The organism is Williamsia sp. 1138, assembly GCF_002095435.2.
GTDB lineage: Bacteria > Actinomycetota > Actinomycetes > Mycobacteriales > Mycobacteriaceae > Williamsia.
The window spans coordinates 37,775-63,743 of record NZ_MJEJ02000023.1; the positions used below are offsets into that span (position 1 = coordinate 37,775).

Sequence of the window (25,969 nt, forward strand, 5' to 3'; positions counted from 1 at the left end):
ATGGTCTCGCATCCGCTCGGCACCGACGAGTTCGACGGCCGGCAATTCCGCACCGCCATGGGCCAGTTCTGTACCGGTGTCACCGTCATCACCACGGTGACGCCGGACGACACCCCGGTCGGTTTCGCGTGTCAGTCCTTCGCCGCGCTCTCACTCGATCCGCCGCTCGTCCTGTTCTGTCCCATGAAGACTTCGCGGAGCTGGAAGGTCATCGAGCAGAGCGAGAAGTTCTGTGTCAACGTGCTCTCCAACAACCAGCAGAACGTGAGTGCGGCGTTCGGTGCCCCCGGCGACGACAAGTTCGCCGGAATCGAATGGGACCCTTCGCCGCTGGGCCTCCCGGTGATCAAACACTCACTGTCGTGGGTCGACTGCACCCTCGAACGCGTCGACGACGGCGGAGATCACTTCATCGTGATCGGAAGGGTCAAGACTTTGGGGGAAGTGCTGCAGGACAAGCCTTTGCTGTTCTACCGTGGTGGTTACCTGTCCACCGAGCATCCGCACGTCACCCCGGCTCAGGCGGAACTCGAGAACTTCCTGACCTGGACCGGCGGCGACACCTGGCTGTAGCCCGAGGCGGTAACCGAAGCATGCGGGCACTTTCAGTGCTGCGGCCGTTCAAAGAGGAGCGAGATGACCACCCCCGTTACTGATACGACCGTCACCCCTGACGTGACGGCGCCGTTCGCGGCGGCAGTCGCCGAAGCCGAGAAGCTGATCGCCTTAGCAGATTTCATTCGCAACGACGATGATCTCGCAGAGGGCTACGACTACCTCGCCGGCAGTATCCGAGCCAGTCTGCAGATGGCGTGGGCGTACGGCAAGAGTCATCCGTTCTTCGTGACGTCGACCGGCCCCTACACGAAGATGGGTCTCGACAACCCCGATACGCTCTACTACCACGCCAACGTCGAAGCCGATGCCGAGTATGTGATCACCGGAACCCGCGGCGAAACCGCGGATCTGAGCTTCCAGGTGCTCAAAGGTGACTACACCGCGACTGACGTGCCGGGCGGTGATGACGCGTTCGACGACCGCCGCCTCGACATCGAACCGGACGGCTCGTTCACGCTCCGGTTCGGGCCACCGAAGGACGATCCGGGCCCGAACTACTTTGTGCTGGGCGAGGGGTCGTCGATGCTCGCGGTGCGCGAGGTCTACAGCGATTGGTCGGCGCACAAAGGGCAACTACGTATCGAGCGCGTCGACACGGTCGGTACGGCGCCGCAGGAAGCCGGACTGCCCCAGATCACCCGCCGCTATCAGATCGCGGGCAAGATGCTCTTGTCCCGCATCAACACCTGGTTCAACTTTCCCAAATGGTTCTATCTGGATCTCCCGGTCAACACCCTGACGGCACCTCGGTTGACCCCCGGCGGACTCAGCACCCAATTCTCATCGGTGGGCCACTACGACCTCGCCGACAACCAGGCCATGGTGATCACCGTCCCGAAATCCGATGCGCCATACCAGGGATTTCAGCTCGGGAGCATGTGGTACATCTCGCTTGATTACGTCAACCATCAGACGAGTCTGAACGCGGCGCAGGCACAGGTCGATCCGGATGGCATGATCCGGCTGGTCGTCAGCAAACAGAACCCCGGTATCGCCAACTGGATCGAGACGACCGGCACACAGCGGGGCATTGCACAGTTCAGGTGGCAGCGGGTCTCACGCGAGCTCTCCGAGTCCGACGGGCCGTCGGTGGCGATCATCGACGTGGGCGACGTCGCGGCGCATCTGCCGTATCACGACAGCAACACCATCGACGAGGCCGGCTGGCGTGAGCGTATCGCTTCGCGTCAGCGTGGTTTCGCGCAGCGGATGCTCGGATGAACGCCGTGGGGAACCCGGGGCTGCTCGCGGACAAGGTCGTGGTGGTCGGCGGAGTCGGTCCCGGTCTCGGCCGCTCGATCGCTCTGCAGGCCGCGGCAGCCGGAGCGAAGGTGGTCCTCGCCGCACGGACGGAATCGCGACTTGCCAGGATCGCCGAAGAGATCGACGCCGCGGGTGGTGTTTCACTCCAGGTGCCGACAGACATCACCGACGACGCGGCGGTCGAGGCGCTCGTCGCCGCAACGGTCTCCGAGTTCGGCAAAGTCGACGTGCTGGTCAACAACGCCTTCTCGTTGCCCTCGATGAAGCCGTTGGCACGCACTGATTTCGATCACATCCGATCCAGCCTCGACCTGACCGTGCTGGGTGGCCTTCGCATGACCAAGGCCTTCACCGATGAGCTCGAGAAGTCGTCCGGTGCCATCGTCATGATCAACTCGATGGTCGTGCGGCACTCCGAACCGCGGTACGGCAGCTACAAGTTGTCCAAGGCGGCATTGCTCGCGATGTCACAGACGCTTGCCACCGAGTTGGGGGAGAAGGGGATTCGCATCAACACCGTCGCCCCCGGTTACATCTGGGATGACCAGTTGAAGTGGTATTTCAGTGAGGTCGCGAAGAAATACGGCATCACACCCGAGCAGGTGTACGAGCAGACTGCGTCGAAGTCCGACCTCAAGCGTTTACCTGAACCCGATGAGATCGCTCGGGCGGCAGTGTTCTTGGCATCTGATTGGGCCAGCGCCATCACCGGTCAGACCCTCGATGTCAACTGCGGCGAGTACCACGTCTAGAAGGAGCGCTCCATGACCACCAGAACAGATGTCGGCACGGTGGAAGACCTGCATGCCTCCGCCACCAAGGCCTGTGGCCTCGACGACTTCGGCGTCGACGACTACACCGAGGCGCTCGGCGTGCTGTTGGAGTCGTATGTGCGGGACGCGGGGATGACCGAGCTCGGCAGCAAGATGAATCGGTATTTCCTGCGTGGCGCGTTGGTCGCCCGGCTGTTGAGTGAGGCGTCGTGGAAGGCCAACCCGGAGTACGCGACCGCGCCGGTGCAACGGCCCATCTTCGTGACCGGTCTGCCCCGAACCGGGACCACCGCCTTGCATCGATTGCTGACGGCCGACCCCGGGCATCAGGGGCTGGAGATGTGGCTTGCCGAGTTCCCGCAACCGCGGCCTCCGCGGGACACGTGGGAGTCGAATCCGGTGTTCCAGGAGATCCAGAGCGGCCTCGAACAGCATCACGTCGAGAATCCCGAGTTTATGGGGTTGCACTACATGAGTGCGTCCGACGTCGAGGAGTGCTGGCAGTTGCTCCGCCAGACCTTCAAGTCCATCTCGTATGAGTCGCTGTCGTATCTCCCGACGTACTCGCAGTGGCTGCAACAGCAGAACTGGACCAATGCCTACACCCGGCACAAGAAGAATCTGCAGCTGATCGGGCTCAACCAGCCCGAGCGTCGATGGATCCTGAAGAATCCGAGCCACTTGTTCGCGCTCGACGAGTTGATGGCCGTCTACCCTGACGCGCTGATCATCCAGACACATCGGCCGCCGGCCACGATCATTCCCTCGATGTGCAGCCTCGCCGAGGCCGCGGGTGAAGGGTGGTCGACCGTCTTCAACGGCGAGTTGATCGGAAAGACGCAGCTCGAACTGTGGTCGCGGGGACTGCACTCCTTCAATGCGGCCAGGGCCAAGTACGACCCGGCTCAGTTCATCGATGTCGACTTCAAGGATTTCCGCACCGATCCGATGGGCACGGTGGAGAACATCTACCGGACCTTTGGGCTGGATCTCAGCGACACCGCCGCCGCCGAGATGCGAGCGCTGGACGAAGAGAGCAAGTCCGGCGACCGCAAGCCGGTGCACAAGTACTCGCTCGAGGACTACGGACTCACCGAGGCCGAGGTCAACGCCGCGTTCGAATGACGGTGGCCTCGCGCGAACGGAGCTGTGATGTTGTTCGCTATCCGGAGTGATTGCTCCGGTTGAGCTGATATGTTTCTGAGATGCGGAGCGTCGGCTCCGGTTAGCACTCAGGAGTTCGCATGACATCCGCGCCCAGCCGGACGCACCACCAGATCACGTTTGCCGTGCTCACCGTCGGCGTCGCAGCCTTCGCCCTGCTGCAGTCCCTCGTGATGCCGGTGCTCCCCACCGTCGAGGTGGAGCTGGGTACCAATCAGACAAATGTGACCTGGGTGCTGACCGCCTACCTGCTGTCGGCCTCGATATCCACGCCGATCATGGGACGACTCGGCGACATGTACGGCAAGAAGCGCGTGTTCGTCATCGCGCTCGCCGCACTCGCGGCGGGTTCACTGCTCGCCGCGCTGGCGTCGACCCTGACGGTGATGATCATCGCGCGTGTCGTCCAGGGAATCGGCGGCGGCGTGCTGCCCCTGGCCTTCGGAATCATCCGAGACGAGTTCCCCAGAGCCAAGGTGCCCGGCGCGATCGGCCTCATCGCCGCCCTGATCTCCGTCGGTGCCGGTGCCGGCATCGTGCTGGCCGGCCCGATCGTCGAACTCCTCGGTTATCACTGGCTGTTCTGGATCCCGCTGATCATCACCAGCCTTGCCGGCGTTGCCGCCCTGGTCCTGATCCCCGAGTCCCCGATCCGGACCCGCGGAAGGATCAACTGGCTGACAGCATTTCTGCTGTCTGCCTGGCTCGTCGCCCTCCTGCTCGCCGTCAGTCAGGCCCCCAAGTGGGGCTGGGGCTCCCCGAAGGTGATCGGCCTGCTCGTGGTTGCAGTGGTGGTGGTGGCGGCATGGATCGTCGCTGAGTCACGGTCGTCGAATCCATTGATCGACATGAAGATGATGCGTATCCGCGGTGTGTGGGCGGCCAATCTCATCGCCTTGCTGATGGGCGTCGGCATGTACGCCGGCCTGGGGTTCCTGCCGCAGTTCTTGCAGGCTCCGTCGTCGGCCGGTTACGGGTTCGGTGCCTCGGTCACCGAATCGGGATTGATGCTCCTGCCCAACGCGGTCGCGATGTTCGCGGTCGGACTCTTCTCCGGTCGACTCGCGGCGCGTTTCGGTTCCAAGAACCTCTTGGTCGTCGGATCGCTCATCACAGCGGGCAGCTACTTCATGTTGGCGTTCCTGCATTCGTCCGAGATCGACATCTACCTCGCGAATGCGATCTCTGGCATCGGATTCGGATTGGTCTTCTCGTCGATGTCGAACGTGGTGGTGGCCTCGGTACCCCAAGAACAGACCGGCGTGGCCAGCGGAATGAACGCCAACATCCGAACCATCGGCGGCTCCTTGGGTGCTGCGTTCATGGCCAGCGTCGTCGCCGTAGGGGCGTCGTCTTCGGGCGTTCCTGTTGAATCGGGATACACCAACGGGTTCGCGATGCTCGGTGCGGCCGGTGTTCTGGCCTCGGTCGCAGCCTTGTTCATTCCCACGGTGAAGCGGAACACCACGACCCACCTCGAAGACACCCCTGATCTGCCGCACCCCGAACTGGCCATGGTCGCCGGCGGCACGCTGTCGGGCGCGAAGTCGGAATGAAGTCCGCAACCACCGAGAAGGTGCTCCGCCGTGATGCAGCCGAGAATCGGCAGCGGTTACTCGACGCTGCTGCCGCGGTGTTCAGCGAGCGCGGCCTGGAGGTCGGGGTGGACGAGATCGCCCGGCGCGCCGGCGTCGGTACGGGCACGCTCTACCGACGATTTCCCACCAAGGAAGCGCTCATCAGCGAACTGGTGCGGCAGGTGTTCAGTGACTTCGTGCAGGCGGCCCACGCGGCGCAGGCAGCTCCGCGCGGCGAGGGGCTCGAGCAGCTGATGTACGGGGTCGGCACCATCCAGGCGACCAACAGGGGCTGTCTGTCCCGGGTGTGGAACGACGACGAGACCGCCGCCCACAAGCGCGAGTTCCGGACGATACTCGCCGAGTTGTTGGCCGGTGCGAAGTCACACGGCCGGGTTCGAAGTGACGTTGGGCTGACCGATCTCGACGTGGTCTTCTGGGCGATGCGCGGCGTCGTCGAAACCACCCGAGGTATCACCGACTCCGGTTGGCGCAGAGCCCTGGCCATCATGATCGCCGGCCTGCGCCCGGACGCCGAGCAGCTCGATGCGACCCCGGTGTCGGAAGACGAGATGGCTCAGGTGCTCGCCCGCCTCAACCCCCGTTGACCGTGCTGAAGCGACCGTCGACCGTGCCCGAACTCGTGTCGAGCGTGCCGAAACTCCCGGGGGATTGCTACAGACCGGCGGCGCGGGCGAGACGTTCGAGTGAATCCCGCGGCTGGCCGAAGAGCTGTGCGCTCCCGTGTGCGCGTTTGAAGAACAGCTGGGCGTCGTGTTCCCAGGTGATGCCGATTCCGCCGTGTAGCTGAATCGTCTCACCGGCGATGTGGGAGAACGCCTCTGAGCAGTAGATGCGCGCGCTGTCGGCGAGATCCAGCGCGTCGGGCGCTGCGGTGACCAGCGCATCGACGGCTGCATACGAGATCGAATGTGCGGTCTCGGTGAGAGCGTACATGTCGGCCATGCGGTGTTTGAGGGCCTGGAACGACCCGATCACGCGGCCGAACTGTTTGCGCGACTTGGTGTATTCGACCGTCAGATCGAGCGCGGCGCGTGCCGCGCCGACCTGTTCGGCACTCAGCGCGACAAAGGCGATGGCGCGCAGGTTGTCCTCGATACCAGACGGTGTCGGGATGGTGATGGCGTCGACATCGTCGAAGGTGATGGTCGCGAGGGGGCGGGTGGGATCCATCGTCGGATTCGCGACCCGGGTCACACCGTCTGCGTTCGCGTCCACCTGGTGCAACGTGACCAGTCCGCCCGACTTGGCCAGTACCAGCAAGGTGTCTGCGGATTCACCGTCGAGTACGTAATGGGCCGTTCCGGAAAGGATTCCACCACCCGCATGTACACCGGTCTCGCGCCACCCTGCGGCATTCGCCCAGCACAGGGCCGCAACCTTTTCTCCGGACGCGAGGGTGGGGAGCGTTGCCGCGCAGGCCTCGTCGTCGCCGCTGAGCAGTAGTGCGGAGGTGGCCAACACCGCAGAGCCGAGCATCGGTACCGGTGCCAGGTGCCTGCCGAGCTCTTCGAGGACGACGTGCGCCTCCGTCAGACTCGCCCCGACTCCGTCGAACTGTTCCGGAATGATCAGCGCCGCGACGCCGATCTGCTCGCACAGGGTGGACCAGAGTTCGCGGTCGTAGCGCTCCGGAGCCGTTGTCGCTGCGCGAACAGCTGCGGAATCAGCTTTCCGATGCAGCAGTGACGCTACCGAATCGCGCAGTGCGGCCTGCTCGTCGGTGTCGATGCCGGGGGAATACAGACTCATGCGGTGATCAACTCCAAAACGCGGGCGCGGTGCGCTGCGGGTGTGCCCCATGCGGTGAGCAGGGCCCGGGTCTTCGTGAGGTAGAGCGAGAGGTCGTGCTCCTGGGTGTAACCGATGGCCCCGAGCACCTGCAGCCCCACGCGCGACGCCAGGTAGGCAGCCTGGCCGGCAGCGACTTTCGCGGCTGACACGTCGCGCGAAGCCCACTGCGGATCGGGTACCTGGCCATCGAGAGCGAGTGCAGCGCCATGAACCAGAGGGCGAGCCATCTCGACGGCGACGGCGACGTCGGCGAGATGATGCTTGACGGCCTGGAACGATCCGATCTCGCGGCCGAACTGTTTGCGTGCCTTCGCGTACTCACTGCTCAGCGTCAGCATCGTCTGGGCGAGACCGATGAGCTGCGCGGCTGTGGCCAATGCGCCGTGATCGAAGGCGCGGCCGGTGTCGACATCTGCGAGATGATCGCCTGCCCGAACAACGGACAGCGTCCTGGCCAGGTCGACCGATGCCCGAGAATCGGTGGCGACCGCAGCGCTCAGCGCCGCGCCTTCGACCAGATAGGTGTGCGAGGCGAAAGCGGTGTCCACCGCGTAGGGAACGTGCGGCGGCATCGCAAGCGTCACCACCTCACCTTCGGCCATCGCTCCCAGCTGATCGGTGAGGCCAGCATCGCGCAGCAGAATGGGTGCGGCAGCAATTGTTTCGGCGACGGGCCCGGGCACGCCGTGGCGGCCGAGTTGCTCGACCGCGACCACCATCTCCACCGCGCCGGCGCCGATGCCGCCGTCGTCCTCGGTGACGAGCAACGCGTTCACACCGGTCTCTGCGAGCTTGGCCCACACGGCGCGTCCTGGTTCGACGTCGCCGCTGTTCCAGGCCCTGATCACCGCGGGCAGTTCTGATTTGGCCAGCATCGAGTCGATCGAAGCCGCCAGATCGTGATGTTCTTCTTCGAGAAGGAATCTCATGTCAGCGGTCCCCTCGCGGCAGCCCGAGTAGTCGTTCGGCGATCACGTTGCGCTGGATCTCGTTGGTACCGGCGTAGATGGGTCCCGACAGGGAGAACAGATAGCCATCCATCCAGGGACCCGACGGGTGCGGTGTCGCGAGTTCTGCGTCGACGTCGAGCAGGTCCAGCGCGGTCTCGTGGGTGGCGATGTCCCACTGTGACCAGAACACCTTGTTGATCGATGACTCCATCCCGAGTTGGCCGCCTTCGGCGAGCCTGCTGACCGTTGCGTAGGTGGAGAGTTCGTAGGCCTTTGCCCCGATCCACGCATCTGCGACCTGAGCGCCGACCCCGGACCGGGTTGCCGGATCGGCATCGTTCCAGAGAGCGAGCAACCGGTCGGTGGTCGCAAGGAAACGACCGGGTGACCGCAGCGAGAGTCCCCGCTCGTTCGCCGCGGTGCTCATCGCGACCTTCCAACCGTTGTCGACCGCCCCGATGACGCCGGAGTCGCCGGGTGCGTCGGGATCGTCTGGCACGAAGACGTTCTCCAGGAACAATTCCGCGAACCCCGGTTCGCCGTCGAGCTGATTGATGGGTCGTACCGTGACGCCGTCGGCGCGCAGATCGAACATGAAGTAGGTGATGCCGCGGTGCCGGGTGGAATCGGGGTCGGAACGGAAGAGTCCGAAGCCCCAGTCGGCGAAGCTGGATCGGGAACTCCACGTCTTCTGTCCGTTGAGCAGCCATCCGCCATCGGTACGGGTGGCCGTGGAGCGCAGGGACGCGAGGTCGCTGCCGGCTTCGGGTTCACTCCACGCCTGGCCCCAGATGTCGTCGGAACGGGCCATCCGCGGCATGATGCGGGCCAGCTGGTCCGGATTGGCGTGCTCGAAAAGAGTTGGGGCAAGCAAGAAAATGCCGTTCTGGCTGACCCGACCGGGCGCTCCGCTGCGGTAGTACTCTTCTTCGAAGATCAGCCAGTGCAGCAGCGGGACGTCGCGACCGCCGAACTCCTCCGGCCAGCTGACCACCGACATCCGGGCGTCGGCCATGGTGCGTTCCCACTGCCGGTGTTCCTCGAACCCTTCAGCGCTGTCCATCGAGCGTAAGGGCGTGCTGGGCACGTTGTCGTGGAGCCACCCGCGGATCTCCGCGCGGAACTCGTCGGCGGCGTCGTCGAACAACAGGTCCATCTACGAGCCCTGCTTGTCTGCGCCGGCCTTCATGGACTTCGCGTCCATCCCGCCGAGTGGGTCGCCTTCGGGTGCTTCGGCGTTCGCACTGTGCGAGAAGTGGTGCCAGCCGAACACCGAATCCATCGCGTTCCGAAGACCCATCTGATCTTCGGAGATGTTGACGGCCTTCTTCGTCAGCGCAAGACCCAGTTGCGGCATCTGAGCGATTCGTCCGGCGATCTCGTCGACTTTGGCGGTCAATTCATCGCGCGGCACAACGTGATTCACCATTCCCCATTCGAGGGCCTTGTCGGCGCCGAACCGCTCGCCGGTGTAGAGGATCTCTTTGGCCCGGCGCGGACCGAGAACGAAAGCGTGGGCGAAGTACTCGACGCCGGGAATGCCCATCTTCACCACGGGATCGGAGAAGAAGGCGTCGTCGGAGGCGACGATGAAGTCGCAGATCCACGCGAGCATCAGACCACCGGCGATACACGCGCCGTGGACCTGGGCGATCACGGGCTTGGGGATCTCGCGCCATCGCCGGCACATCCCCATGTACACCTCGGTCTCGCGCGCGAGACGCTGGTCGCCGCCGACCCGGTCGGTGTGGTCCCAGTAGAGCGACGCAGTGTTCGGATACTTGACGTGAAAGTCGCGCTCCGGAGTCCCGATGTCGTGGCCTGCCGAGAAATGCTTGCCGGCAGCGCGTAGAACGATCACCTTCACGTTGGAGTCGTCGACCGCGCGCACGAACGCGGCGTCGAGCGAGTACGTCATCACCGAGTTCTGCGCGTTGCGGAACTCGGGACGGTTGAGGGTGATGTACGCGATGGCGTCGGCCGTTTCGTACGCCACGGGCGAGGTGTCCGGACCTAGTTCTTCGGCACTGAGGGGGCTCGGGATCGTCACATCGACCACCATACCTAGCAAGTGCTTGGTTGGTAAACCCAGCCCGTGGTCACGGCACGTTTTCGTCTCTACGCGATGTCAGGCCGGGAGTAGTACCTGATATCGCCGTGCCTGCCGATGCGGGATCCTGGGGTTCCTGCGTCGACGCTGGTGGTCAGCGGGCGACGGCGGCCCGGTCGGCCGCCGCGACCACGGCTTTGCCGATCTGCTCCATCTCGGCGGCGAGCATCTCGCGGTTGGGACAAGCCACGATCGACGCGACCACGACTCCGCCGGGGTCGATGATGGGCGCTCCGACGGTTACGACCGCCACGTGCCCCTCGGACTCTTCGGGCAGGTAGTCGATCGTGGTGAGCTCGGTGAGCAATCCGGCCACCCGAGAGCGAAGTGTGTCCGATACCGGTGAATCCCGCAGGGACGCAAGCGCCCCGATCATCTCCGCGTGGTCGGCGGTCAACCTCTCGATCGCATAACCACGATCACAGATGACCTCGAGGACCTCGCGCAGGCGATCACGAGCGCCTTGCGGGGCCGCGTTGATCCATTGCTCGATGTCTTCTTCGGGCGACCAGGCGACGAACTCGCGGCATACCGGCGGGCGGAGGGGGATGTGCCGTCCGGGCCGGATCCAGTCCATGGCCGGGATGCCGACCAGCTCGGTCACGGTGATCCGGGCGCCCTGTCGTTCGGCGAGGAACACGGGCATGTCGAGGTCTGCGGCGAGTTCGTGCACCAGAGGTGCGGCCAGCCGTCGCAGGGGATAGCCACGCTCGGCGTGCCTGGCCAGGGCGACGAATCCGGCGCCGATCGTGAAGTGCCCGTCTTCGCGCGTGACCCATCCACTCCTGGTCAGCTGGGCCAAGACAGCGTGAGCGGTGGCGCGCGAGAAGCCGGTCCGCCGGACGATCTCGGCCAGCGTGATCGCCGCGCCGGGGTTGTCCGCCAGCAACTCGATCACCCGCACCACGCGTTGCGTGGGCGGTGAGGGTTGACCTTCCGACTCTGTGTCACCTACCGTGAGTGTCATATTTTCAAACCATAGTGTCGAATATTCGACAGGTCAAGTGTCGACTCGGCCGGGGAAGGATTGTTGACGGTGTTGAAAACGGGGTACGAACTCTCGCACCTGGCCGCGCTCGAAGCGGAGTCGGTGTACATCTTTCGGGAGGTCGCGGCGACAGCCCGGCGTCCGGTACTGCTGTTCTCCGGCGGTAAGGACTCCGTGGTGATGTTCCACGTGGCGCGTAAGGCGTTCTGGCCGGCGCCAGTGCCGTTTCCGCTGATGCACGTCGACACGGGCCACAATTTCGACGAGGTCATCGATTACCGCGACCGTGTCGTCGAGCAAACCGGTGTGCGCCTTCTTGTTTCGAGTGTGCAGGACGACATCGACGCCGGCAGGGTGGTGGAACAGACCGGGCCGGGTGCGAGCCGCAATCGATTGCAGACCACCGCACTGCTGCGCGGGATCCGTGACAACGGCTTCGACGCGGTGTTCGGCGGCGCCCGGCGCGACGAAGAGAAGGCGAGGGCCAAGGAACGGGTCTTCAGCTTCCGTGATGAGTTCGGTGCCTGGGATCCCCGGGCGCAACGACCCGAGCTGTGGAACCTCTACAACGGCCGGCACCACAAAGGTGAGCACATCCGCGTCTTCCCGCTCAGCAACTGGACCGAGCTCGACATCTGGCAGTACATCGCGGCCGAAGAGATCGAACTTCCGAGCATCTACTACTCACACCGGCGCGAGGTGGTTCCGCGAGACGGAATGTTGCTTGCGAAAACACAATTCGTCGAGCTCGCACCCGGGGAGACGGTTCACACCGAGCAGGTCCGATTCCGCACCGTCGGCGACGCAACGTGCACCGGCTGTGTGCTCAGCGACGCTGCCACCGTGCACGAGGTGATCGACGAGGTCGCCGCGACGCGCCTCACCGAACGCGGTGCCACTCGGGCAGACGACCGAATCTCCGAATCCGGCATGGAAGATCGTAAGAAAGAGGGTTACTTCTGATGACTGTTGAACAAGAGGTCCTCGCCGGCGACAAGCTCGGGCGCGATCGAAAAGCGCTGCTGCGACTGGCCACCGCCGGTAGCGTTGACGACGGCAAGTCGACCCTGATCGGCCGGTTGCTGTACGACTCCAAGAGCATATTCACCGATCAGATGGAATCGATCGAACGCACCAGCGCCGAACGTGGTGACGAATACGCCAACCTCGCGCTGCTCACAGACGGTTTGCGGGCCGAGCGCGAACAGGGCATCACCATCGACGTCGCGTACCGCTATTTCGCCACTCCCAGGCGGAAATTCATCATCGCCGACACCCCGGGACATGTGCAGTACACCCGCAACATGGTGACCGGTGCGTCCACGGCAGACGTGGCGCTGATCCTGATCGACGCCCGCAAGGGCGTGCTCGAGCAGACCCGGCGACACGCCTTTCTCTCGTCGCTGCTCGGGATCGCGCATCTGGTGTTGTGTGTGAACAAGATGGACCTCGTCGACTGGTCGGAGGAACGGTTCATCGAGATCCGCGAAGAGTTCAGCGCCTTCGCCAGCAAGCTCAACGTCTCCGACCTCAGTTTCATCCCCGTCTCGGCGCTGCTCGGCGACAATGTGGTCGATGCTTCGACGAAAATGCCTTGGTATCAGGGTACTTCGTTGCTCGGCCACCTCGAGGACGTGCACATATCGTCGGACCGCAACTTCATCGACGCCCGCATGCCGGTGCAGTACGTGATCCGTCCACAGGTCAGCGACGGCTCCGACCACCGTAGCTACGCCGGGACCATCGCCAGTGGGACCTTCAAACCCGGCGACGAGGTGGTGGTCCTCCCGAGTGGCTTCACCACCACCGTTGCGGAGATCTGGGGTCCGGGAGGTGCGAAGGTCACGGAGGCCTTCGCCTCGATGGCCGTGTCGTTGTCGCTGACCGACGAGATCGACATCACGCGCGGCGAGATGCTGGCCCGTCCCAACAACCGGCCGTACGTCGGCCGCGACATCGACGCGATGGTCTGCTGGTTCTCCGAGGACACCGAACTGACGCCCGGAAGCCGGTACACCATCCAGAGTTCCACCCGCGAGTCCAAGGCTGTCATCGGCGACCTCACCTATCGCCTGGACGTGAACTCACTCCATCGGGAAGAAGGACCACAGGAGCTGCGGCTCAACGAAATCGGCCGAGTGACCCTGCGGACGCAGCAACCGATGATGTTCGACTCCTATCGTCAGCACCGTGACACCGGTAGTTTCATCCTCATGGACGAGGCCACCAACAAGACGGTGGGCGCCGGGATGATCAACGGGCCGGTGAGCAAGGACTCGCACGTGGTCTGGCACAGCTCGTCGGTGACCAGGGAACAGCGGGCGCACCAGGGCGCCACGATCTGGCTGACCGGGCTGTCCGGCTCGGGCAAATCCTCCATCGCAGTCGAATTGGAACGGTCGATGGTCGCCGAGGGCAGGCCCGCGTACCTGATGGACGGCGACAACCTGCGCCACGGGCTCAATTCGGATCTCGGATTCAACGACGACGACCGTCGGGAAAACATCCGCCGGACTGCGGAGGTGGCAGCGCTGTTCGCCGATTCGGGGTCGGTGGCGATCGTTTCACTGATCAGTCCTTTCGCGGCAGAACGGCAGCGCGCCAAAGGAATACACGCCGAACGTGGGATCCCGTTCTTCGAGATCTTCGTCGACACTCCGCTCGAGGTGTGCGAGGAACGTGATCCGAAGGGGCTGTACGCCAAGGCCAGGCGCGGTGAGGTCGCCCATTTCACGGGGATCAGCTCGCCGTACGAACGGCCCACCGGCGCGGATGTGGTCATCACGCCCGGTGACGGTGCGCCGGTGGACGTCGCCGAGTCGATCCGCCGTAACCTGGGTGTGTGACTGTGACATCTGAGGATGCGGAGCTGGCCGGACGTCTGGCCACCGCCGCGGGCGAACTCCTGCTGACGCTGCGGGCCGACACGTCCCTGACCGGCAGGGAGCTCGGCAACGCCGGTGATCTGCAGTCCAACGAGTTCCTGCTCGCCGAACTCGCGCGGCTGCGGCCCGACGATGCGGTGCTCTCAGAGGAGTCGGCGGACGACCTGGTTCGCCTTGATGCCGACCGCGTCTGGATCATCGACCCCGTCGACGGCACGAAAGAATACGGAATCGAAGGTCACACCGACTGGGCCGTCCACGTGGCGTTGTGGGAACGCGAACCAGGCGGCACGTCCGGTGGGCTGACCGCCGGTGCGGTGGCGCTGCCGGCGCTGGCGGTGACGTACATCGACGACGGCGCCCCGATCGCACCGGCGGACGGCTTGGCCGCGCAGCCGCGGGGCGACCGGCCGCGAGTGGTGGTCAGCGGGTCGAGGCCTCCGGCATTCTCCGAGGCGGTGGCCGAGGCCATCGGCGGCGACGTGCTGGCGATGGGGTCGGCCGGAGCGAAGGCAATGGCGGTTGTTCGCGGCGAGGCCGACGCGTACGTGCATGCCGGTGGTCAGTACGAGTGGGATTCGGCCGCGCCGGTTGCGGTCGCGAAGTCGCAGGGCTTGTGGTGCAGTAGGACCGACGGGCTGGCGCTCGAATACAACCAGCGCGACGTCTATCTGCCCGACCTCGTGATCTGCAGGCCCGAGCTCGCCGAAACCATCCTCGAAGTCACCCGCGGGGGTTGAGGACGAGCGGTTGCGATGGCTGCAAACCCGACAGCACCGAGGCGAGCGCGGCCTGGATGTCCGCGACCTCGATGCGCATCAGGGCGTCGTCGTCGAGCGCGGCGAGATCGACCACACCGCTGGTGAGTCTGTGTTCGCGCTCCTCTTCGGCGCTTTCCACGATGTTGCGGACGAAGCGACCGTTGCCCGCAGCGTCGATGGCGCGGCGTTGGTGCCCGCCGGCGTCGACCTGGATCTGGTGGTACAGCGGGCCGCAGGCGAACTCGAGTTCACTCAGCGCCTCGGGGGAGAGCAGCGAATCACGTTTGCGGGCAAGTAGTTCGGCGATCCTCGCCAGTTCCGACGGGGTGTACGAATCGAACCTGATGCGCTTGGAGAAGCGTGATGACATACCTTCGTTGGCCGTGAGTAGCCTGTCGATTTCGGCGTCATAACCGGCGATGATGACCACGAGTCGGTCCCGGTTGTCCTCCATGCGGGCCAACAGGGTGTCGATGGCCTCGCGTCCGAAGGCGTCTCCGCCCGACAGTCCGCTCTGGATCAGGGTGTAGGCCTCGTCGATGAACAACACCCCATCCATCGCGCGGTCGATGACCGCGGAGGTCTTGATGGCGGTGCTACCGAGATGTTCGCCGACGAGGTCTCGGCGCGAGACCTGCACGAGGTTGTCGGTCTTGATCAGGCCGAGTCCGCAGTAGATCTTCGCGACGATCCTGGCGATCGTGGTCTTGCCGGTGCCCGGTGGACCGGTGAACGCGAGATGCAGACTGCGAGGGCCCGTCGCCAGGCCTTTCTCGGCGCGGAGTTTCGCCAACGTGGCGGCCGACTTGAGTTTGGATACTTGCGACTTCACCGATTCGAGGCCGATCTGCTCATCGAGTTCGGCTTGTGCGGCACTGAGCAGCAGGCCGTCGCCTGCTTCTTCGGTTGCGGCCGGCCCTACGGCCGCGGTGGCGGGATCCCACTTGTCGGTCCGCGATGCGATGGTTTCGGCGGTCGTGACCACCAACCGGAACCGCTGGTCGGCCAACGCTTGCGTATTCGGTGCGAAGGACGGATCGCGCGAGTACACAGCCTCGAACTGCTCGCGCGCCGCCTCCTCCGACCCCATCTCGCGCAGCGCCAGACCGTGGGTGAACATCGCTGCCGTCGCAGCGGCGGGGATGGGGCCGGACCGCGCCGCCTCCAGCCTGCGGATGCCTTCGCCGAACAGTCCCATCTGTACGCAGGCCGAGCCGGCCATCAGGTCGGCCCCGGCACTCATGTAGTCGTCCGTCCAGCGTTCGGAGTCGCCCAGGGCGGTCAGCACGTCCGGCCACCGTTGAGTCTTGAAATGCACACTGGCCCTGAGGTAGTCGACGATCGGTACCCGTCCGGAGATGGTCGCGGCGGCCTCGTCGAGCGCGTCTTCGGCGCCCTGATGGTCGGCGCCTGCGATGAGGGTCGCGGCATATGCGGCAATGGCCTCGGTGCGGTCGGCCAGCGGGTAGTCGATGTAGAGCCCGGTGGAGAAGCGCCCCGACAGTGTGCGAGGCGGCAATCCCAGTCGGCGCTGCTCTGCCCCGAGAGCCGCCCGGCTGCGGTAGAGCTGGAGGAACACAGCCGCGGAGTTGTCTCCGCACACCAACCGGCCCAGCCAGGCGTCGGCGAGCGCGGGATCCCATTCGGTCGCGCGGGTGAAGGCGAGCGTCGCCTTGTCGCGGTCGGGAGGGTATTGCTGACCGTCGACCGGAATGCCCGATGACAGGACTGCGAAGTCGAAGAGTTGACGCGCCTTGCCCGTGCGTGAAGCCAGCGCTGATCGCCCGTCGTTCATGGATGAGCCCCCACCGATCGTTCGCCCCGCCACGCCGCCCCCGACGCGCGATGCAGATGTTACCCCGGTCGAGCCGCAGGAGTGCCTGGCGACCGCGGCGACGGCACCCGCGAGAACCGCCTAGACTGTTCTCGTGAGTGCAGACGTAGATACCGTTTCCGTCGCCGCCGATACCCCCGATCAGACGCAGCCCTTCCGTGAGCTGGGTCTGAAGGACGACGAGTATCAGCGGATCAAAGAGATCCTGGGCCGCCGCCCGACCGCAGCCGAGTTGGCGATGTATTCGGTGATGTGGTCCGAGCACTGCTCGTACAAGTCGTCGAAGGTGCATCTGCGCTACTTCGGCGAGACCACCACCGACGAGATGCGGTCGTCGATGCTCGCCGGTATCGGTGAGAACGCCGGTGTCGTCGACATCGGCGACGGCTGGGCGGTCACCTTCAAGGTGGAGTCGCACAATCATCCGTCCTACGTCGAGCCTTATCAGGGTGCGGCCACCGGTGTCGGCGGCATCGTCCGCGACATCATGGCCATGGGCGCCCGTCCGATCGCGGTCATGGATCAGCTGCGGTTCGGTGCCGCTGACGCGCCGGACACCCGCCGAGTGGTCGACGGTGTGGTTCGCGGAGTCGGCGGATACGGCAACTCGCTGGGCCTGCCGAACATCGGCGGCGAAACCGTGTTCGACGAGTCGTACGCAGGCAACCCCTTGGTCAACGCCCTGTGTGCCGGCGTGATGCGGGTCGAGGATCTGCATCTGGCGTTCGCGTCCGGCGCCGGTAACCGGATCATCCTGTTCGGTGCGCGCACCGGGCTCGACGGCATCGGTGGCGTCTCGGTGCTTGCCTCGGAGACCTTCGACGACACCGGTGGTGGGCGTCCGAAGAAGCTGCCTGCGGTCCAGGTCGGCGATCCGTTCACCGAGAAGGTGCTCATCGAGTGCTGCCTGGATCTGTACAAGGCCGGCATCGTGATCGGCATCCAGGATCTCGGTGGCGCCGGATTGTCCTGTGCCACATCGGAACTGGCAGCAGCCGGGGACGGCGGCATGCGCATCGAGCTGGAGAAGGTCCCGATGCGCGCCACCGGGATGACCCCGGCAGAGGTGCTCTCGAGCGAGTCGCAGGAACGCATGTGCGCGGTGGTGGCACCCGAGAACGTCGAGGCGTTCATGGAGGTCTGCCGCAAGTGGGACGTGTTGGCCACCGATATCGGTGAGGTCACGTCCGGCGAGCATCTCGAGATCACCTGGCACGGCGAGACCGTCGTCGACGTTCCCCCGCGGACAGTCGCCCACGAGGGCCCCGTTTACGAGCGACCCGTCGCACGTCCCGACTGGCAGGACGACCTGATCGCTTCGACCACCAAGGATCTGAAGCGTCCGGTCTCCGGTGACGAGTTGCGGGAGACGCTGCTGCAGATGATCTCGTCACCTGCGCTGTGCAGCCGTCGGTTCATCACCGAGCAGTACGATCGGTACGTCCGCGGCAACACCGTGCTCGCCGAGCACGCCGACTCCGGGATGATCCGAATCGATGAGGGCTCGGGACGTGGTATCGCCCTGGCCACCGACGCGTCCGGTCGGTACACCTATCTGGATCCATACCGCGGTGCCCAGCTGGCACTGGCCGAGGCCTACCGCAACGTGATCGTCAGCGGTGCCAGCCCCAAGGCGGTCACCAACTGCCTCAACTTCGGGTCGCCCGAGGATCCGGCCGTGATGTGGCAGTTCCAGCAGGCGGTCCGCGGATTGGCCGATGGCTGCGCACAACTCGGTATCCCGGTCACCGGCGGCAACGTGAGCTTCTACAACCAGACCGGTGCGACGGCCATCCTGCCGACCCCGGTGGTCGGTGTCCTGGGGGTCATCGACGACGTCCGTCGCCGCATCCCGACCGGGTTCGGTACCGAGATCGGTGAGACGCTGATCCTGCTGGGCGAGACCCGCGACGAGTTCGACGGGTCGATCTGGTCGCAGGTGGTTCACGATCACCTCGGTGGTACGCCGCCCGCGGTCGACCTCGAACGCGAGCGTCTGCTCGGCGAGATCCTCACCGCCGCGTCGCGCGACGGTCTGGTCTCGGCAGCGCACGACCTCTCCGAGGGTGGGCTGGCGCAGACCGTCGTCGAAGCTGCGTTGGCGGGGGAGACCGGCTGTCGGATCGTCCTACCCGAGGGCGCCGACCCGTTCGTCTGGTTGTTCTCCGAGTCGTCCGGCCGCGTTCTGGTCGCCGTACCGCGGTCAGAAGAGGTGCGGTTCACCGGCATGCTCGACGCCCGGCAGATGCCGTGGACCCGGATCGGTGTCGTGGACCAGGGCAGCGACTCCGTCGAGGTCCAAGACGCGTTCACCATCCCCCTCACGGAGCTGCGTGAGTCCTTCGAGGAAACGCTTCCCAAGCTCTTCGGCTAACCCGATCTTGGTGGGTTCTGGCGACCGCGACCTGCGGGTTTAGTCGCCAGAACCCACCAAAATTGGTGTGCGGGGGCGGCGCTCGGGTTGATACTTCGAGGTCCTAAGTATTAGTATTGCTAACTATGTCCGAGATTGATCCGACGGAACTCGCCGATGCGATTCGCCCCACGCTCTCGCGGGTGTATCTGACGATCCGTAGACGGTCGCCGTTCGGTGAGTACACCGCAGCACAGGGATCTACGTTGGCCACGCTGGCCGACCATGGTCCGATGCGCATGGGTGAACTGGCCCGCAGGGAAGCCGTGCGGATGCCGACGGTCACCGCGGCGGTCGGCGTGCTGGTCGGTCACGGACTCGTGCGACGCGACCCCGATCCCGATGATCGTCGGGCCGTGCAGGTGAGCATCACCGACTCTGGGCGACACGAACTCGAGCAGCTGCAATCGGCTCGCAACGAGGTCCTGGCCCGCGCGATGTCGGGGCTGACGGACGACCATCTGCAGGCATTGCACTCGGCACTGCCCGCCCTGCGCGCGTTGCGCACGCAACTCGAGGACGTCGATGAGACGAGCGCCCTCCTCGGTTTCCCAGAGGAATTGCCACAAAGGAGTGAAAATGACGGTACAGCAGGCTGATTCGCAGCATGCTCCCGAGCATCAGGGTTTCCTGGATGCGGTCCGGGGCCAACCGGTCGCGGTCTGGGCCACAGCATTCGCGGCGGTCATCGCTTTCATGGGCATCGGTCTCGTCGACCCGATCCTGCCCGAGATCGCCAAGCAACTCGATGCGGGCGCCGACAAGGTGACACTGCTGTTCGCGGTGTACATGGGTGTCCAGGTGCTCGCAATGTTGATCACCGGGTACTGCTCATACCGGTTCGGACCGAAGCGAACCCTGATCGCGGGCCTCGTGTTCATCGTGGTCGCGGCCGGAGTATCGGCCACTGCCAACGGAATCGGTGAACTCATTGCACTGCGCGTCGCCTGGGGACTGGGCAATGCGCTGTTCATGGCCACCGCTCTCGCCTTCATCATCGGTTCGGCCCGCGGTGGGCAGCATGGCGCGATCCTGCTCTACGAGGCCGCTCTCGGCCTCGGTCTGGCGGTCGGGCCGCTGATCGGCGCAATCCTCGGCGAGTGGACGTGGCGGGCGCCGTTCGGCGGAACCGCCATCCTGATGGCCGTCGGTGCCATCCTGTGTGCGACGAAACTGACCAAGGACGGTCCGTCGTCGGAACGGCCGCGGGTGGGGATCACCGACCCGCTGCGTGCTCTGAAGAACCGCAAGCTGCTCGTCACCGGTGTCGGATCGGCGTTCTACACCGCCGGCTTCTTCACCGTGATTGCCTGGGCGCCCATCGTTTTGGACATGCGACCCATCTACCTCGGACTCGTCTTCGTCGGATGGGGACTGTGCGTCGCCCTCAGTGGTGTCACCCTGGCGCCCCGGGTCGTCGAGGTGCTCGGTGAGAAGCTCGGAGTGATCTCTGCCGTTGGTGTATTCGCCGTCGTGATGGCTGCCGCGGCGATCGGTACCGCCGGCGACAACAAGGCGCTCGTGATGGCCGCCATCATCGTCTCGGGTATCCCGTCCGGCGTGCTGAACACCGCGTTGACCGGCATGGCGATGGCAGCCGGCAGCGGCCCGCGTTCGGTGTCGAGTGCGGGGTACAACTTCCTGCGCTGGATGGGTGCGGCCGTGTCGGCACTCCTCGTCGCACATCTCGCCGAGTGGTTCGGCTCCAACGCTGCGCCGTACTGGTTCGCCGTCGGTTACTGCGCCGTCGCAGTGCTGGCCATCTCGATGGTCGGAGGTGCCCCGAAGCCGGAGCCGACCGCCGAGACCGAACGTCGTCTCGAGGAAGCCGCGCTGGTGGGAGCCGAGGAGCTGTAGCTGCCCCCGGCCTCCCGATGATGGGTCGTTCTGGCGAACGAAAGCCCAGGTGGGCTCCGCCAAAACGACCCATTTTCGGAGGTCCGGGAACTAGAGTGAAACGTGTTCTAGTTTCCGCTCCTGGAGGTCTGAAGTGTCGTTGCGCGTAGTGGTCTGGTCGACCGGAACCATCGGAAAACTCTCGATTGCCGGGGTGCTCGCCCGACCGGAGCTCGAGTTGGTCGGGGTCTGGGTGTCGAACCCGGAGAAGGTCGGTAAGGATGTCGGTGAACTGGCCGGCCTCGGGCGAGAACTCGGTCTGAAGGCCAGTGGCAGCAAAGAAGAGCTGCTGGCGCTGCGGCCGGACTGCATCGTCCACGGCGCCATGACCGATGACCGGATCATGGAGGCCATCGAGGATCTGATCAGCTTCCTCGAAGCCGGGGTCAACGTCGTCGCGTCCGGCCCGGTGGCTCTTGTGTATCCCGATGGCGTGTTCCCTGACGAACTCAACGAACGCATCCGCAGCGCCGCCCGTGCGGGCAACGCCAGTCTGCACGTCAACGGAATCGATCCCGGTTTCGCCAACGATGTTCTGCCGCTTGCGATGACGTCGTTGTCGAAGCGGATCGACGAGCTGCGTGTCGCCGAGATTGCTGATTATTCGACGTACTACCAGCCGATGACGATGACCGAACTGTTCGGCTTCGGCAAGCCGATGGACACCGAATCCATGCTGTGGATGCCCGGCGTGCTCTCGCTGGCATGGGGGCCGGTCGTGCGGCAGCTCGCTGCGGGACTAGACCTCACCCTCGACGAACCGCTGGTGGAGAAGATCGACCGCCGTCCGGCGGACGAGGACTACGACATCGCGTCGTGCCACATCGCGAAGGGGACCATGGCCGCTGTTCGTTTCGAGGTCATCGGGACGGTGAACGGCACTCCGCGAATCGTTCTCGAGCACGTCACCCGCACCAAAGCCGATGCCCAGCCCGAGTGGCCGATCCCCAGTCACGGCGACGGCTGCTACCGCATCGAGATCACCGGCGACCCCGTGATGACCGTTGACTTCGTCCATCATGGGGAAAACGGCGACCACAACGACTCCGGAATGCTGGTCACAGCAATGCGTCTGGTGAATGCGGTGCAGGCCGTCGTCGAGGCGCAACCGGGTTTGCTGACGGTGCTCGACCTGCCGCAGATCACCGGTCGGGGGTTGGTGACGAAGGACTGACCCACCCGAATTTGCAACGCCCACCCGCAGTAGCGAGTGGGCGGTGCAAATTCGGGTGGGGGAGTACGTCAGACGAGCGCCTTCACGGCCGGTCGGGGAGCCGAGGTCGCCCGGCGACGCTGCAGCTGGCCGGCATCGACGAGGAAGTCGACGTAGTCACGCATCGTTTCGGTCGTCGGCCGGGGCGCGAACCCGAGGTCGCGACGGGCTTTCGTTCCGTCGACGACAGGCTGGGCCTCGAGTGCGCCGAGCGCAGCCTTCGAGACGAGATCTGACTTGAAGAGTTTGCAGAGTGGTTCGGCCACAGGGAGGATCGCCTGCACCCAGCGCATCGGAAACGCGACAGCGGGTCCGCGGCGGCCGGCTTCGCGGGCGACCATCCGGAACGCCTCGACCATCTCGGTCATCTCGCCGGTCAACAGGTAGTTCTCGCCGGTCTTGCCGTGCTCGGCGGCGAGGATGAGTCCCGCCGCGACGTCGCGGACGTCGACGAGGTCGAAGCCGCCGGTGATCAGAGCGGGCACCCGTCCCCGCGCAGAATCGCGGAGCATGCCATTGATGCGCGAGTAAGGGGCGTGGTCGACGGGGCCGTAGACGGCGGTCGGGTTGCAGATCACGGCGTCGAGGCCCTTCGCGATGACCTTCTGCAGCTCCTGCTCGCCCGCCCACTTCGAGCGGTCGTAGACGGGAAGGTCGGTGCTGTCCGATCGTGCGGACAACTCATCGATCGTGCCGCCGCATTTGTACTGGTCGAACGAGTGGATGGAACTGCAATGCACCATTCGCCGGACTCCCGCAGCCAACGCGGCCTCGGCGACGTTGCGGACGCCCTCGGTGTTGATGCGCCAGGCGTTCTCGTCTGTGTGCCGCAAAGTGATGACCGCGACCAGGTGATACACCACATCGACGCCGTCGAAGGCCGACGTCAGCGCCTCCGGGTCGAGGATGTCGGCCGCCACCCAGGTGACCGCAGCTGCGCTCGCCGTCGAGGGGCGCTGCCGGTCGATGGCCACCACGGAGTCACCGCGGGCGACCAATTGATCGACGAGATTGCGGCCCACGAACCCGGCTGCTCCGGTTACAGCTACTTTCATCTGGAATCACTTTCAGTCGGGGCCCCGCTCGGCAGACCGGGCACGGGGTAGAACACGTTCTACTTTGCGCCTAGACTAGAACACGTTCTACTTTTGCGAAAGGGAGCGCTCATGCAGTCGTTCGATCGAGAACACATGCTTGCAGTCGTAGAACGATCGCCGGAGGCGGCTGGTGCCCATGATCGGGAAGCGTGGGTCGGTCTGTTCACCGATGACGGCATCGTGAACGACCCGGTGGGTTCGCGGCCACACGTCGGGCAGCGTGAGATCGGGCGGTTCTACGACACGTTCATCGGTCCGCGGAGAATCACCTTTCATCGCGACGTGGACGTCGTGTGCGGCCGCACAGTCATCCGCGATGTGGAGCTCGAAGTCGAGATGTCGGCGAAGGTGACGATGCGGGTGCCTGTGCACATCCGCTACGACCTGCGGGAGGACGGCGAGCAGCTCCGGATCGAGCGGCTCGCTGCCTACTGGGAGCTCCCGGGGATGATTGCGCAGTTCCTGCAGAGCGGAATCGACGCGGTACCGGTGTCGACCAGGTTGTCGGTGGCGCTGATGAAGAATCAAGGCCCACGTGGCGCGTTGGGTTTTGTCGAGGGATTCCGGCGCGTAGGGGGCGCGGCCAAGGCGACAGTGGCCAATTTCCTGGACGCCGTGTCGACGGGTGATGCGGCGGGCGCGGTGCGATATCTCGATCGGGCGGCCGCAGTGACGATCTCGGGCGACGACGCGGGTGGGCAGGTCTGGGCGGCAGCACTTCGCGGGCTGCGAGCGCACAAGTATCTGGCAGCGGGACACGCGGTCGCGGTCGGGTTGGAGAACGACGGCTGGAAGGGCGTCGGTCTCTTCGGGTTCGACAGCAGTCGCGGCCCGATCAAGTCAGTAGACGTGCTCATCGACCACAACGCCTAGGCCTGCGGCGGCCGGCGCGGTAGTTCGTTACCACCAGGTGAACTCGCGCTGCCGCATCTCTCGGGGGAATCTATCGTCGGAACATGACTCTTCCGCTTCATGAACCCGGTGTCTTCGGTCCCGACGACCTCGAGGGGCTGATCTGGTTCTACGACATGCACGGCTACGCCACCCTGCGTGGGGTGCTGAGCGCTTCAGACGTCGCTACGATCGAATCAGAATGTGTTGCCGCGCAACGCAGTGTGATCGCCGGCGAGCTGGACGCGCGCTATGGATCGACTGTGTTCTTGGACGAGGCCGCCAAGGCAGAGAAGTTCGCGAACTACGTCGAGTTCATCAGTGAACTGTCGCCTGCGGTCGATGCCGCGATCACCCACCTGGTGGTCGAGCAATTGATGGAGAGGCTTCTCGGTCCCGACTGTTGGCTGCGGGCTCATGAACAGAACGGGGTGGTCTACCAGGACGCCCGGCCCGGTAAAGAGTCCGGTTACACCCGCATCGGCTGGCATTCCGATTGGCAGGCCAGTCCCAGCTTGGATGTCTGGCCGAGCACTGCGTTCACCGTGCACGTCGACGGCACGAGTCCGGCCAACGGTTTTCTTCGAGTGGTGCCCGGAAGTCATCTGTGGTCGACGCCGGCGCCCTACCGAAATGCCAACGGCGTCAAAGTCCCTGAATCCGCGCGGCCGTCCGGCGGACGCACCACGCGGAAGCCGCCCTTCGAGATGCCACTGGGCTTCGAGAAGATCCGCGGCGAGGTCGCCGTGTACGCCGAGCGTGGCGACATCCTCTTCCATGACGCCTACCTCTGGCACTCGGCAGCGCGGGCTACCGACGACAACACCCTGCGCCGACATGTCCGCGGCGGCTATTTCGGCGGGACCAAACCTGCTGCGGGAGTTGAGGAATTCATCAAGAACGCTGCTCGTTAGGGCGTACGACGCCCCCAAAGAGCGTTCGAACATATGTTTGCCAGCTGTGCGAAACCCTGGTACTGTCGGTTGTAGAGAAACTCTTTTGACGACGAATCCGTTCTGGTTATTGTTGTCCGCGTGTGTTTCTGGGGCTGGGGGGCCTGCATGTCTGATGGTGTTGTCATCGATTCGCCGGTGGTGGGTGTGGTGTCGGAGTTGGATGCTGCGATCGCACGCCTGTCGGAGTTGGATCTGACTGCTCTGTCTGACGTGGATTGTGTGCGGGTGGTGGAACGGTTGGAGGTCGCGTCGCGGCGGTTGTCGGCGGCGGGGTTGCCTGTGTTGCGGGAAGTCGCTGTGCGGCGGGCGTATTCGAAGGTGGGATGTTCCTCTCCCGCGGCGGTGTTGACGTCGGTGGCGCGGTTGCGTCCGGGTGCGGCGAAGGCGCGAGTGCAGGCGATGGATGCTTTGACGCCGTCGGTGACTCCGAGCGGTGAGGTGATCGAGCCTCGGTTCCCGGAGACCGCAGCCCTACTGGCCGAAGGTGTGATCGATCTCGATCACGTCGGTGCGGTGGTGAAGGTGATGGGGAAGATTCCGCACAAGATCGATCCGGAGCAACGGGCGAATACTGAGGTGGCGCTGGCTGATCTGTGCCGCAGATACAATCCTGCTGCGGTCGAGACGATCGGCGAGCGGATCGTGGACTACTTGGATCCCGACGGCAGGCTGGCTGATGATGTTGATCGGGCGAAGAAGCGCGGTGTCAGCGTGGGCGATCAAGCGGTGGACATGATGGCGAAGGTGGCGGGCCATCTGGATCCG

The 25,969-nt window shown here is 64.8% G+C and carries 23 protein-coding genes; 16 read left to right on the plus strand and 7 right to left on the minus strand.

From position 1 onward, the window contains the following. The 6 genes from hsaB to BH683_RS02810 all read left to right on the plus strand — a co-directional run bounded on the left by hsaB (nucleotide 1) and on the right by BH683_RS02810 (nucleotide 6,003). Nucleotides 1–573, plus strand: coding sequence for a 3-hydroxy-9,10-secoandrosta-1,3,5(10)-triene-9,17-dione monooxygenase reductase subunit (hsaB, locus tag BH683_RS02785; RefSeq protein WP_084834751.1), 573 nt, complete (start codon nucleotides 1–3; stop codon nucleotides 571–573). 63 nt (nucleotides 574–636) lie between these two features. Then, complete coding sequence (locus BH683_RS02790; RefSeq protein WP_084834752.1) at nucleotides 637–1,839, plus strand: hypothetical protein; 1,203 nt, start codon at nucleotides 637–639, stop codon at nucleotides 1,837–1,839. Continuing rightward, the gene (locus BH683_RS02795) at nucleotides 1,836–2,633 is read left to right on the plus strand and encodes an SDR family oxidoreductase (protein WP_084834753.1); all 798 of its coding nucleotides are present in this window, start codon (nucleotides 1,836–1,838) and stop codon (nucleotides 2,631–2,633) included. Before BH683_RS02790 ends, BH683_RS02795 begins: the two co-directional genes overlap by 4 nt. A 12-nt stretch (nucleotides 2,634–2,645) precedes the next feature. Continuing rightward, complete coding sequence (locus tag BH683_RS02800; protein ID WP_084834754.1) at nucleotides 2,646–3,779, plus strand: sulfotransferase; 1,134 nt, start codon at nucleotides 2,646–2,648, stop codon at nucleotides 3,777–3,779. 119 nt (nucleotides 3,780–3,898) lie between these two features. Further along, nucleotides 3,899–5,374 carry an MFS transporter gene (locus tag BH683_RS02805; protein WP_084834755.1) on the plus strand — a complete coding sequence of 492 codons (1,476 nt, stop codon included), beginning with the start codon at nucleotides 3,899–3,901 and terminating at the stop codon, nucleotides 5,372–5,374. Beyond that, nucleotides 5,371–6,003 carry a TetR/AcrR family transcriptional regulator gene (locus BH683_RS02810; protein ID WP_084834756.1) on the plus strand — a complete coding sequence of 211 codons (633 nt, stop codon included), beginning with the start codon at nucleotides 5,371–5,373 and terminating at the stop codon, nucleotides 6,001–6,003. The genes BH683_RS02805 and BH683_RS02810 overlap by 4 nt, the downstream gene beginning before the upstream one ends. A 67-nt stretch (nucleotides 6,004–6,070) precedes the next feature. Here the strand turns inward: BH683_RS02810 and BH683_RS02815 are convergent, their stop codons facing one another. The 5 genes from BH683_RS02815 to BH683_RS02835 all read right to left on the minus strand — a co-directional run bounded on the left by BH683_RS02815 (nucleotide 6,071) and on the right by BH683_RS02835 (nucleotide 11,237). After that, nucleotides 6,071–7,168: an acyl-CoA dehydrogenase family protein gene (locus BH683_RS02815; RefSeq protein WP_084834757.1), complete on the minus strand. Its 1,098-nt coding sequence runs from the start codon at nucleotides 7,166–7,168 to the stop codon at nucleotides 6,071–6,073. Beyond that, complete coding sequence (locus BH683_RS02820; protein WP_084834758.1) at nucleotides 7,165–8,139, minus strand: acyl-CoA dehydrogenase; 975 nt, start codon at nucleotides 8,137–8,139, stop codon at nucleotides 7,165–7,167. The genes BH683_RS02815 and BH683_RS02820 overlap by 4 nt, the downstream gene beginning before the upstream one ends. A 1-nt stretch (nucleotide 8,140) precedes the next feature. Continuing rightward, nucleotides 8,141–9,316, minus strand: a complete 1,176-nt coding sequence (locus BH683_RS02825; protein ID WP_084834759.1) for an acyl-CoA dehydrogenase family protein — start codon at nucleotides 9,314–9,316, stop codon at nucleotides 8,141–8,143. Continuing rightward, a complete protein-coding gene (locus BH683_RS02830; RefSeq protein ID WP_084834773.1) occupies nucleotides 9,317–10,219 on the minus strand; it encodes an enoyl-CoA hydratase in 903 nt (300 codons plus the stop codon). A 145-nt stretch (nucleotides 10,220–10,364) separates the two neighbouring features. Beyond that, the gene (locus BH683_RS02835) at nucleotides 10,365–11,237 is read right to left on the minus strand and encodes a helix-turn-helix domain-containing protein (RefSeq protein ID WP_084834760.1); all 873 of its coding nucleotides are present in this window, start codon (nucleotides 11,235–11,237) and stop codon (nucleotides 10,365–10,367) included. Nucleotides 11,238–11,306: 69 nt separating this feature from the next. On the opposite strand from BH683_RS02835, the gene cysD reads away from it, so the two are divergent. Genes cysD through BH683_RS02850 form a run of 3 tightly spaced genes read left to right on the plus strand, consistent with a single transcriptional unit; the run spans nucleotide 11,307 to nucleotide 14,883 of the window. Continuing rightward, nucleotides 11,307–12,221: a sulfate adenylyltransferase subunit CysD gene (cysD, locus tag BH683_RS02840; protein ID WP_094647204.1), complete on the plus strand. Its 915-nt coding sequence runs from the start codon at nucleotides 11,307–11,309 to the stop codon at nucleotides 12,219–12,221. Then, nucleotides 12,221–14,104: an adenylyl-sulfate kinase gene (gene cysC, locus BH683_RS02845; RefSeq protein ID WP_084834762.1), complete on the plus strand. Its 1,884-nt coding sequence runs from the start codon at nucleotides 12,221–12,223 to the stop codon at nucleotides 14,102–14,104. The genes cysD and cysC overlap by 1 nt, the downstream gene beginning before the upstream one ends. After that, on the plus strand, nucleotides 14,101–14,883 hold the full coding sequence (locus tag BH683_RS02850; RefSeq protein WP_084834763.1) for a 3'(2'),5'-bisphosphate nucleotidase CysQ: 783 nt from the start codon (nucleotides 14,101–14,103) through the stop codon (nucleotides 14,881–14,883). Before cysC ends, BH683_RS02850 begins: the two co-directional genes overlap by 4 nt. Here BH683_RS02850 and eccA read toward each other — a convergent pair. Continuing rightward, the gene (gene eccA / locus BH683_RS02855) at nucleotides 14,867–16,699 is read right to left on the minus strand and encodes a type VII secretion AAA-ATPase EccA (RefSeq protein ID WP_084834764.1); all 1,833 of its coding nucleotides are present in this window, start codon (nucleotides 16,697–16,699) and stop codon (nucleotides 14,867–14,869) included. The genes BH683_RS02850 and eccA overlap by 17 nt on opposite strands. 133 nt (nucleotides 16,700–16,832) lie before the next feature. On the opposite strand from eccA, the gene purL reads away from it, so the two are divergent. From purL to BH683_RS02875, 4 genes are all read left to right on the plus strand, one after another. Then, on the plus strand, nucleotides 16,833–19,112 hold the full coding sequence (gene purL / locus BH683_RS02860) for a phosphoribosylformylglycinamidine synthase subunit PurL (RefSeq protein WP_084834765.1): 2,280 nt from the start codon (nucleotides 16,833–16,835) through the stop codon (nucleotides 19,110–19,112). Nucleotides 19,113–19,237: 125 nt separating this feature from the next. Continuing rightward, nucleotides 19,238–19,750 (plus strand): MarR family transcriptional regulator, encoded by a 513-nt coding sequence (locus BH683_RS02865; RefSeq protein WP_084834766.1) that lies wholly within the window; start codon nucleotides 19,238–19,240, stop codon nucleotides 19,748–19,750. Continuing rightward, nucleotides 19,731–21,008 (plus strand): MFS transporter, encoded by a 1,278-nt coding sequence (locus BH683_RS02870; RefSeq protein WP_084834767.1) that lies wholly within the window; start codon nucleotides 19,731–19,733, stop codon nucleotides 21,006–21,008. Before BH683_RS02865 ends, BH683_RS02870 begins: the two co-directional genes overlap by 20 nt. A gap of 133 nt (nucleotides 21,009–21,141) precedes the next feature. Beyond that, nucleotides 21,142–22,221 carry a diacylglycerol kinase gene (locus BH683_RS02875; RefSeq protein WP_084834768.1) on the plus strand — a complete coding sequence of 360 codons (1,080 nt, stop codon included), beginning with the start codon at nucleotides 21,142–21,144 and terminating at the stop codon, nucleotides 22,219–22,221. 68 nt (nucleotides 22,222–22,289) lie between these two features. Here the strand turns inward: BH683_RS02875 and BH683_RS02880 are convergent, their stop codons facing one another. Next, nucleotides 22,290–23,315: an NAD-dependent epimerase/dehydratase family protein gene (locus BH683_RS02880; protein ID WP_084834769.1), complete on the minus strand. Its 1,026-nt coding sequence runs from the start codon at nucleotides 23,313–23,315 to the stop codon at nucleotides 22,290–22,292. A gap of 111 nt (nucleotides 23,316–23,426) precedes the next feature. Here BH683_RS02880 and BH683_RS02885 point away from each other — a divergent pair, with 111 nt between their 5' ends. The 3 genes from BH683_RS02885 to BH683_RS02895 form a co-directional block, all read left to right on the plus strand. Next, entirely contained in the window at nucleotides 23,427–24,230 is an 804-nt protein-coding gene (locus BH683_RS02885) for a ketosteroid isomerase family protein (RefSeq protein WP_084834770.1), read from the plus strand. 83 nt (nucleotides 24,231–24,313) lie between these two features. After that, on the plus strand, nucleotides 24,314–25,162 hold the full coding sequence (locus BH683_RS02890; protein WP_084834771.1) for a phytanoyl-CoA dioxygenase family protein: 849 nt from the start codon (nucleotides 24,314–24,316) through the stop codon (nucleotides 25,160–25,162). A 147-nt stretch (nucleotides 25,163–25,309) separates the two neighbouring features. After that, on the plus strand, nucleotides 25,310–25,969 hold a 660-nt coding region (locus tag BH683_RS02895), incomplete at its 3' end, for a DUF222 domain-containing protein (RefSeq protein WP_143695959.1).

Bases quoted from the DNA above. Each gene is read 5' to 3' on its own strand.
- hsaB (WP_084834751.1), top strand. From the start codon at position 1: ATGGTCTCGCATCCGCTCGGCACCGACGAGTTCGACGGCCGGCAATTC.
- BH683_RS02790 (WP_084834752.1), top strand. From the start codon at position 637: ATGACCACCCCCGTTACTGATACGACCGTCACCCCTGACGTGACGGCG.
- BH683_RS02795 (WP_084834753.1), top strand. From the start codon at position 1,836: ATGAACGCCGTGGGGAACCCGGGGCTGCTCGCGGACAAGGTCGTGGTG.
- BH683_RS02800 (WP_084834754.1), top strand. From the start codon at position 2,646: ATGACCACCAGAACAGATGTCGGCACGGTGGAAGACCTGCATGCCTCC.
- BH683_RS02805 (WP_084834755.1), top strand. From the start codon at position 3,899: ATGACATCCGCGCCCAGCCGGACGCACCACCAGATCACGTTTGCCGTG.
- BH683_RS02810 (WP_084834756.1), top strand. From the start codon at position 5,371: ATGAAGTCCGCAACCACCGAGAAGGTGCTCCGCCGTGATGCAGCCGAG.
- BH683_RS02815 (WP_084834757.1), bottom strand. From the start codon at position 7,168: ATGAGTCTGTATTCCCCCGGCATCGACACCGACGAGCAGGCCGCACTG.
- BH683_RS02820 (WP_084834758.1), bottom strand. From the start codon at position 8,139: ATGAGATTCCTTCTCGAAGAAGAACATCACGATCTGGCGGCTTCGATC.
- BH683_RS02825 (WP_084834759.1), bottom strand. From the start codon at position 9,316: ATGGACCTGTTGTTCGACGACGCCGCCGACGAGTTCCGCGCGGAGATC.
- BH683_RS02835 (WP_084834760.1), bottom strand. From the start codon at position 11,237: ATGACACTCACGGTAGGTGACACAGAGTCGGAAGGTCAACCCTCACCG.
- cysC (WP_084834762.1), top strand. From the start codon at position 12,221: ATGACTGTTGAACAAGAGGTCCTCGCCGGCGACAAGCTCGGGCGCGAT.
- eccA (WP_084834764.1), bottom strand. From the start codon at position 16,699: ATGAACGACGGGCGATCAGCGCTGGCTTCACGCACGGGCAAGGCGCGT.
- BH683_RS02865 (WP_084834766.1), top strand. From the start codon at position 19,238: ATGTCCGAGATTGATCCGACGGAACTCGCCGATGCGATTCGCCCCACG.
- BH683_RS02870 (WP_084834767.1), top strand. From the start codon at position 19,731: ATGACGGTACAGCAGGCTGATTCGCAGCATGCTCCCGAGCATCAGGGT.
- BH683_RS02880 (WP_084834769.1), bottom strand. From the start codon at position 23,315: ATGAAAGTAGCTGTAACCGGAGCAGCCGGGTTCGTGGGCCGCAATCTC.
- BH683_RS02885 (WP_084834770.1), top strand. From the start codon at position 23,427: ATGCAGTCGTTCGATCGAGAACACATGCTTGCAGTCGTAGAACGATCG.
- BH683_RS02890 (WP_084834771.1), top strand. From the start codon at position 24,314: ATGACTCTTCCGCTTCATGAACCCGGTGTCTTCGGTCCCGACGACCTC.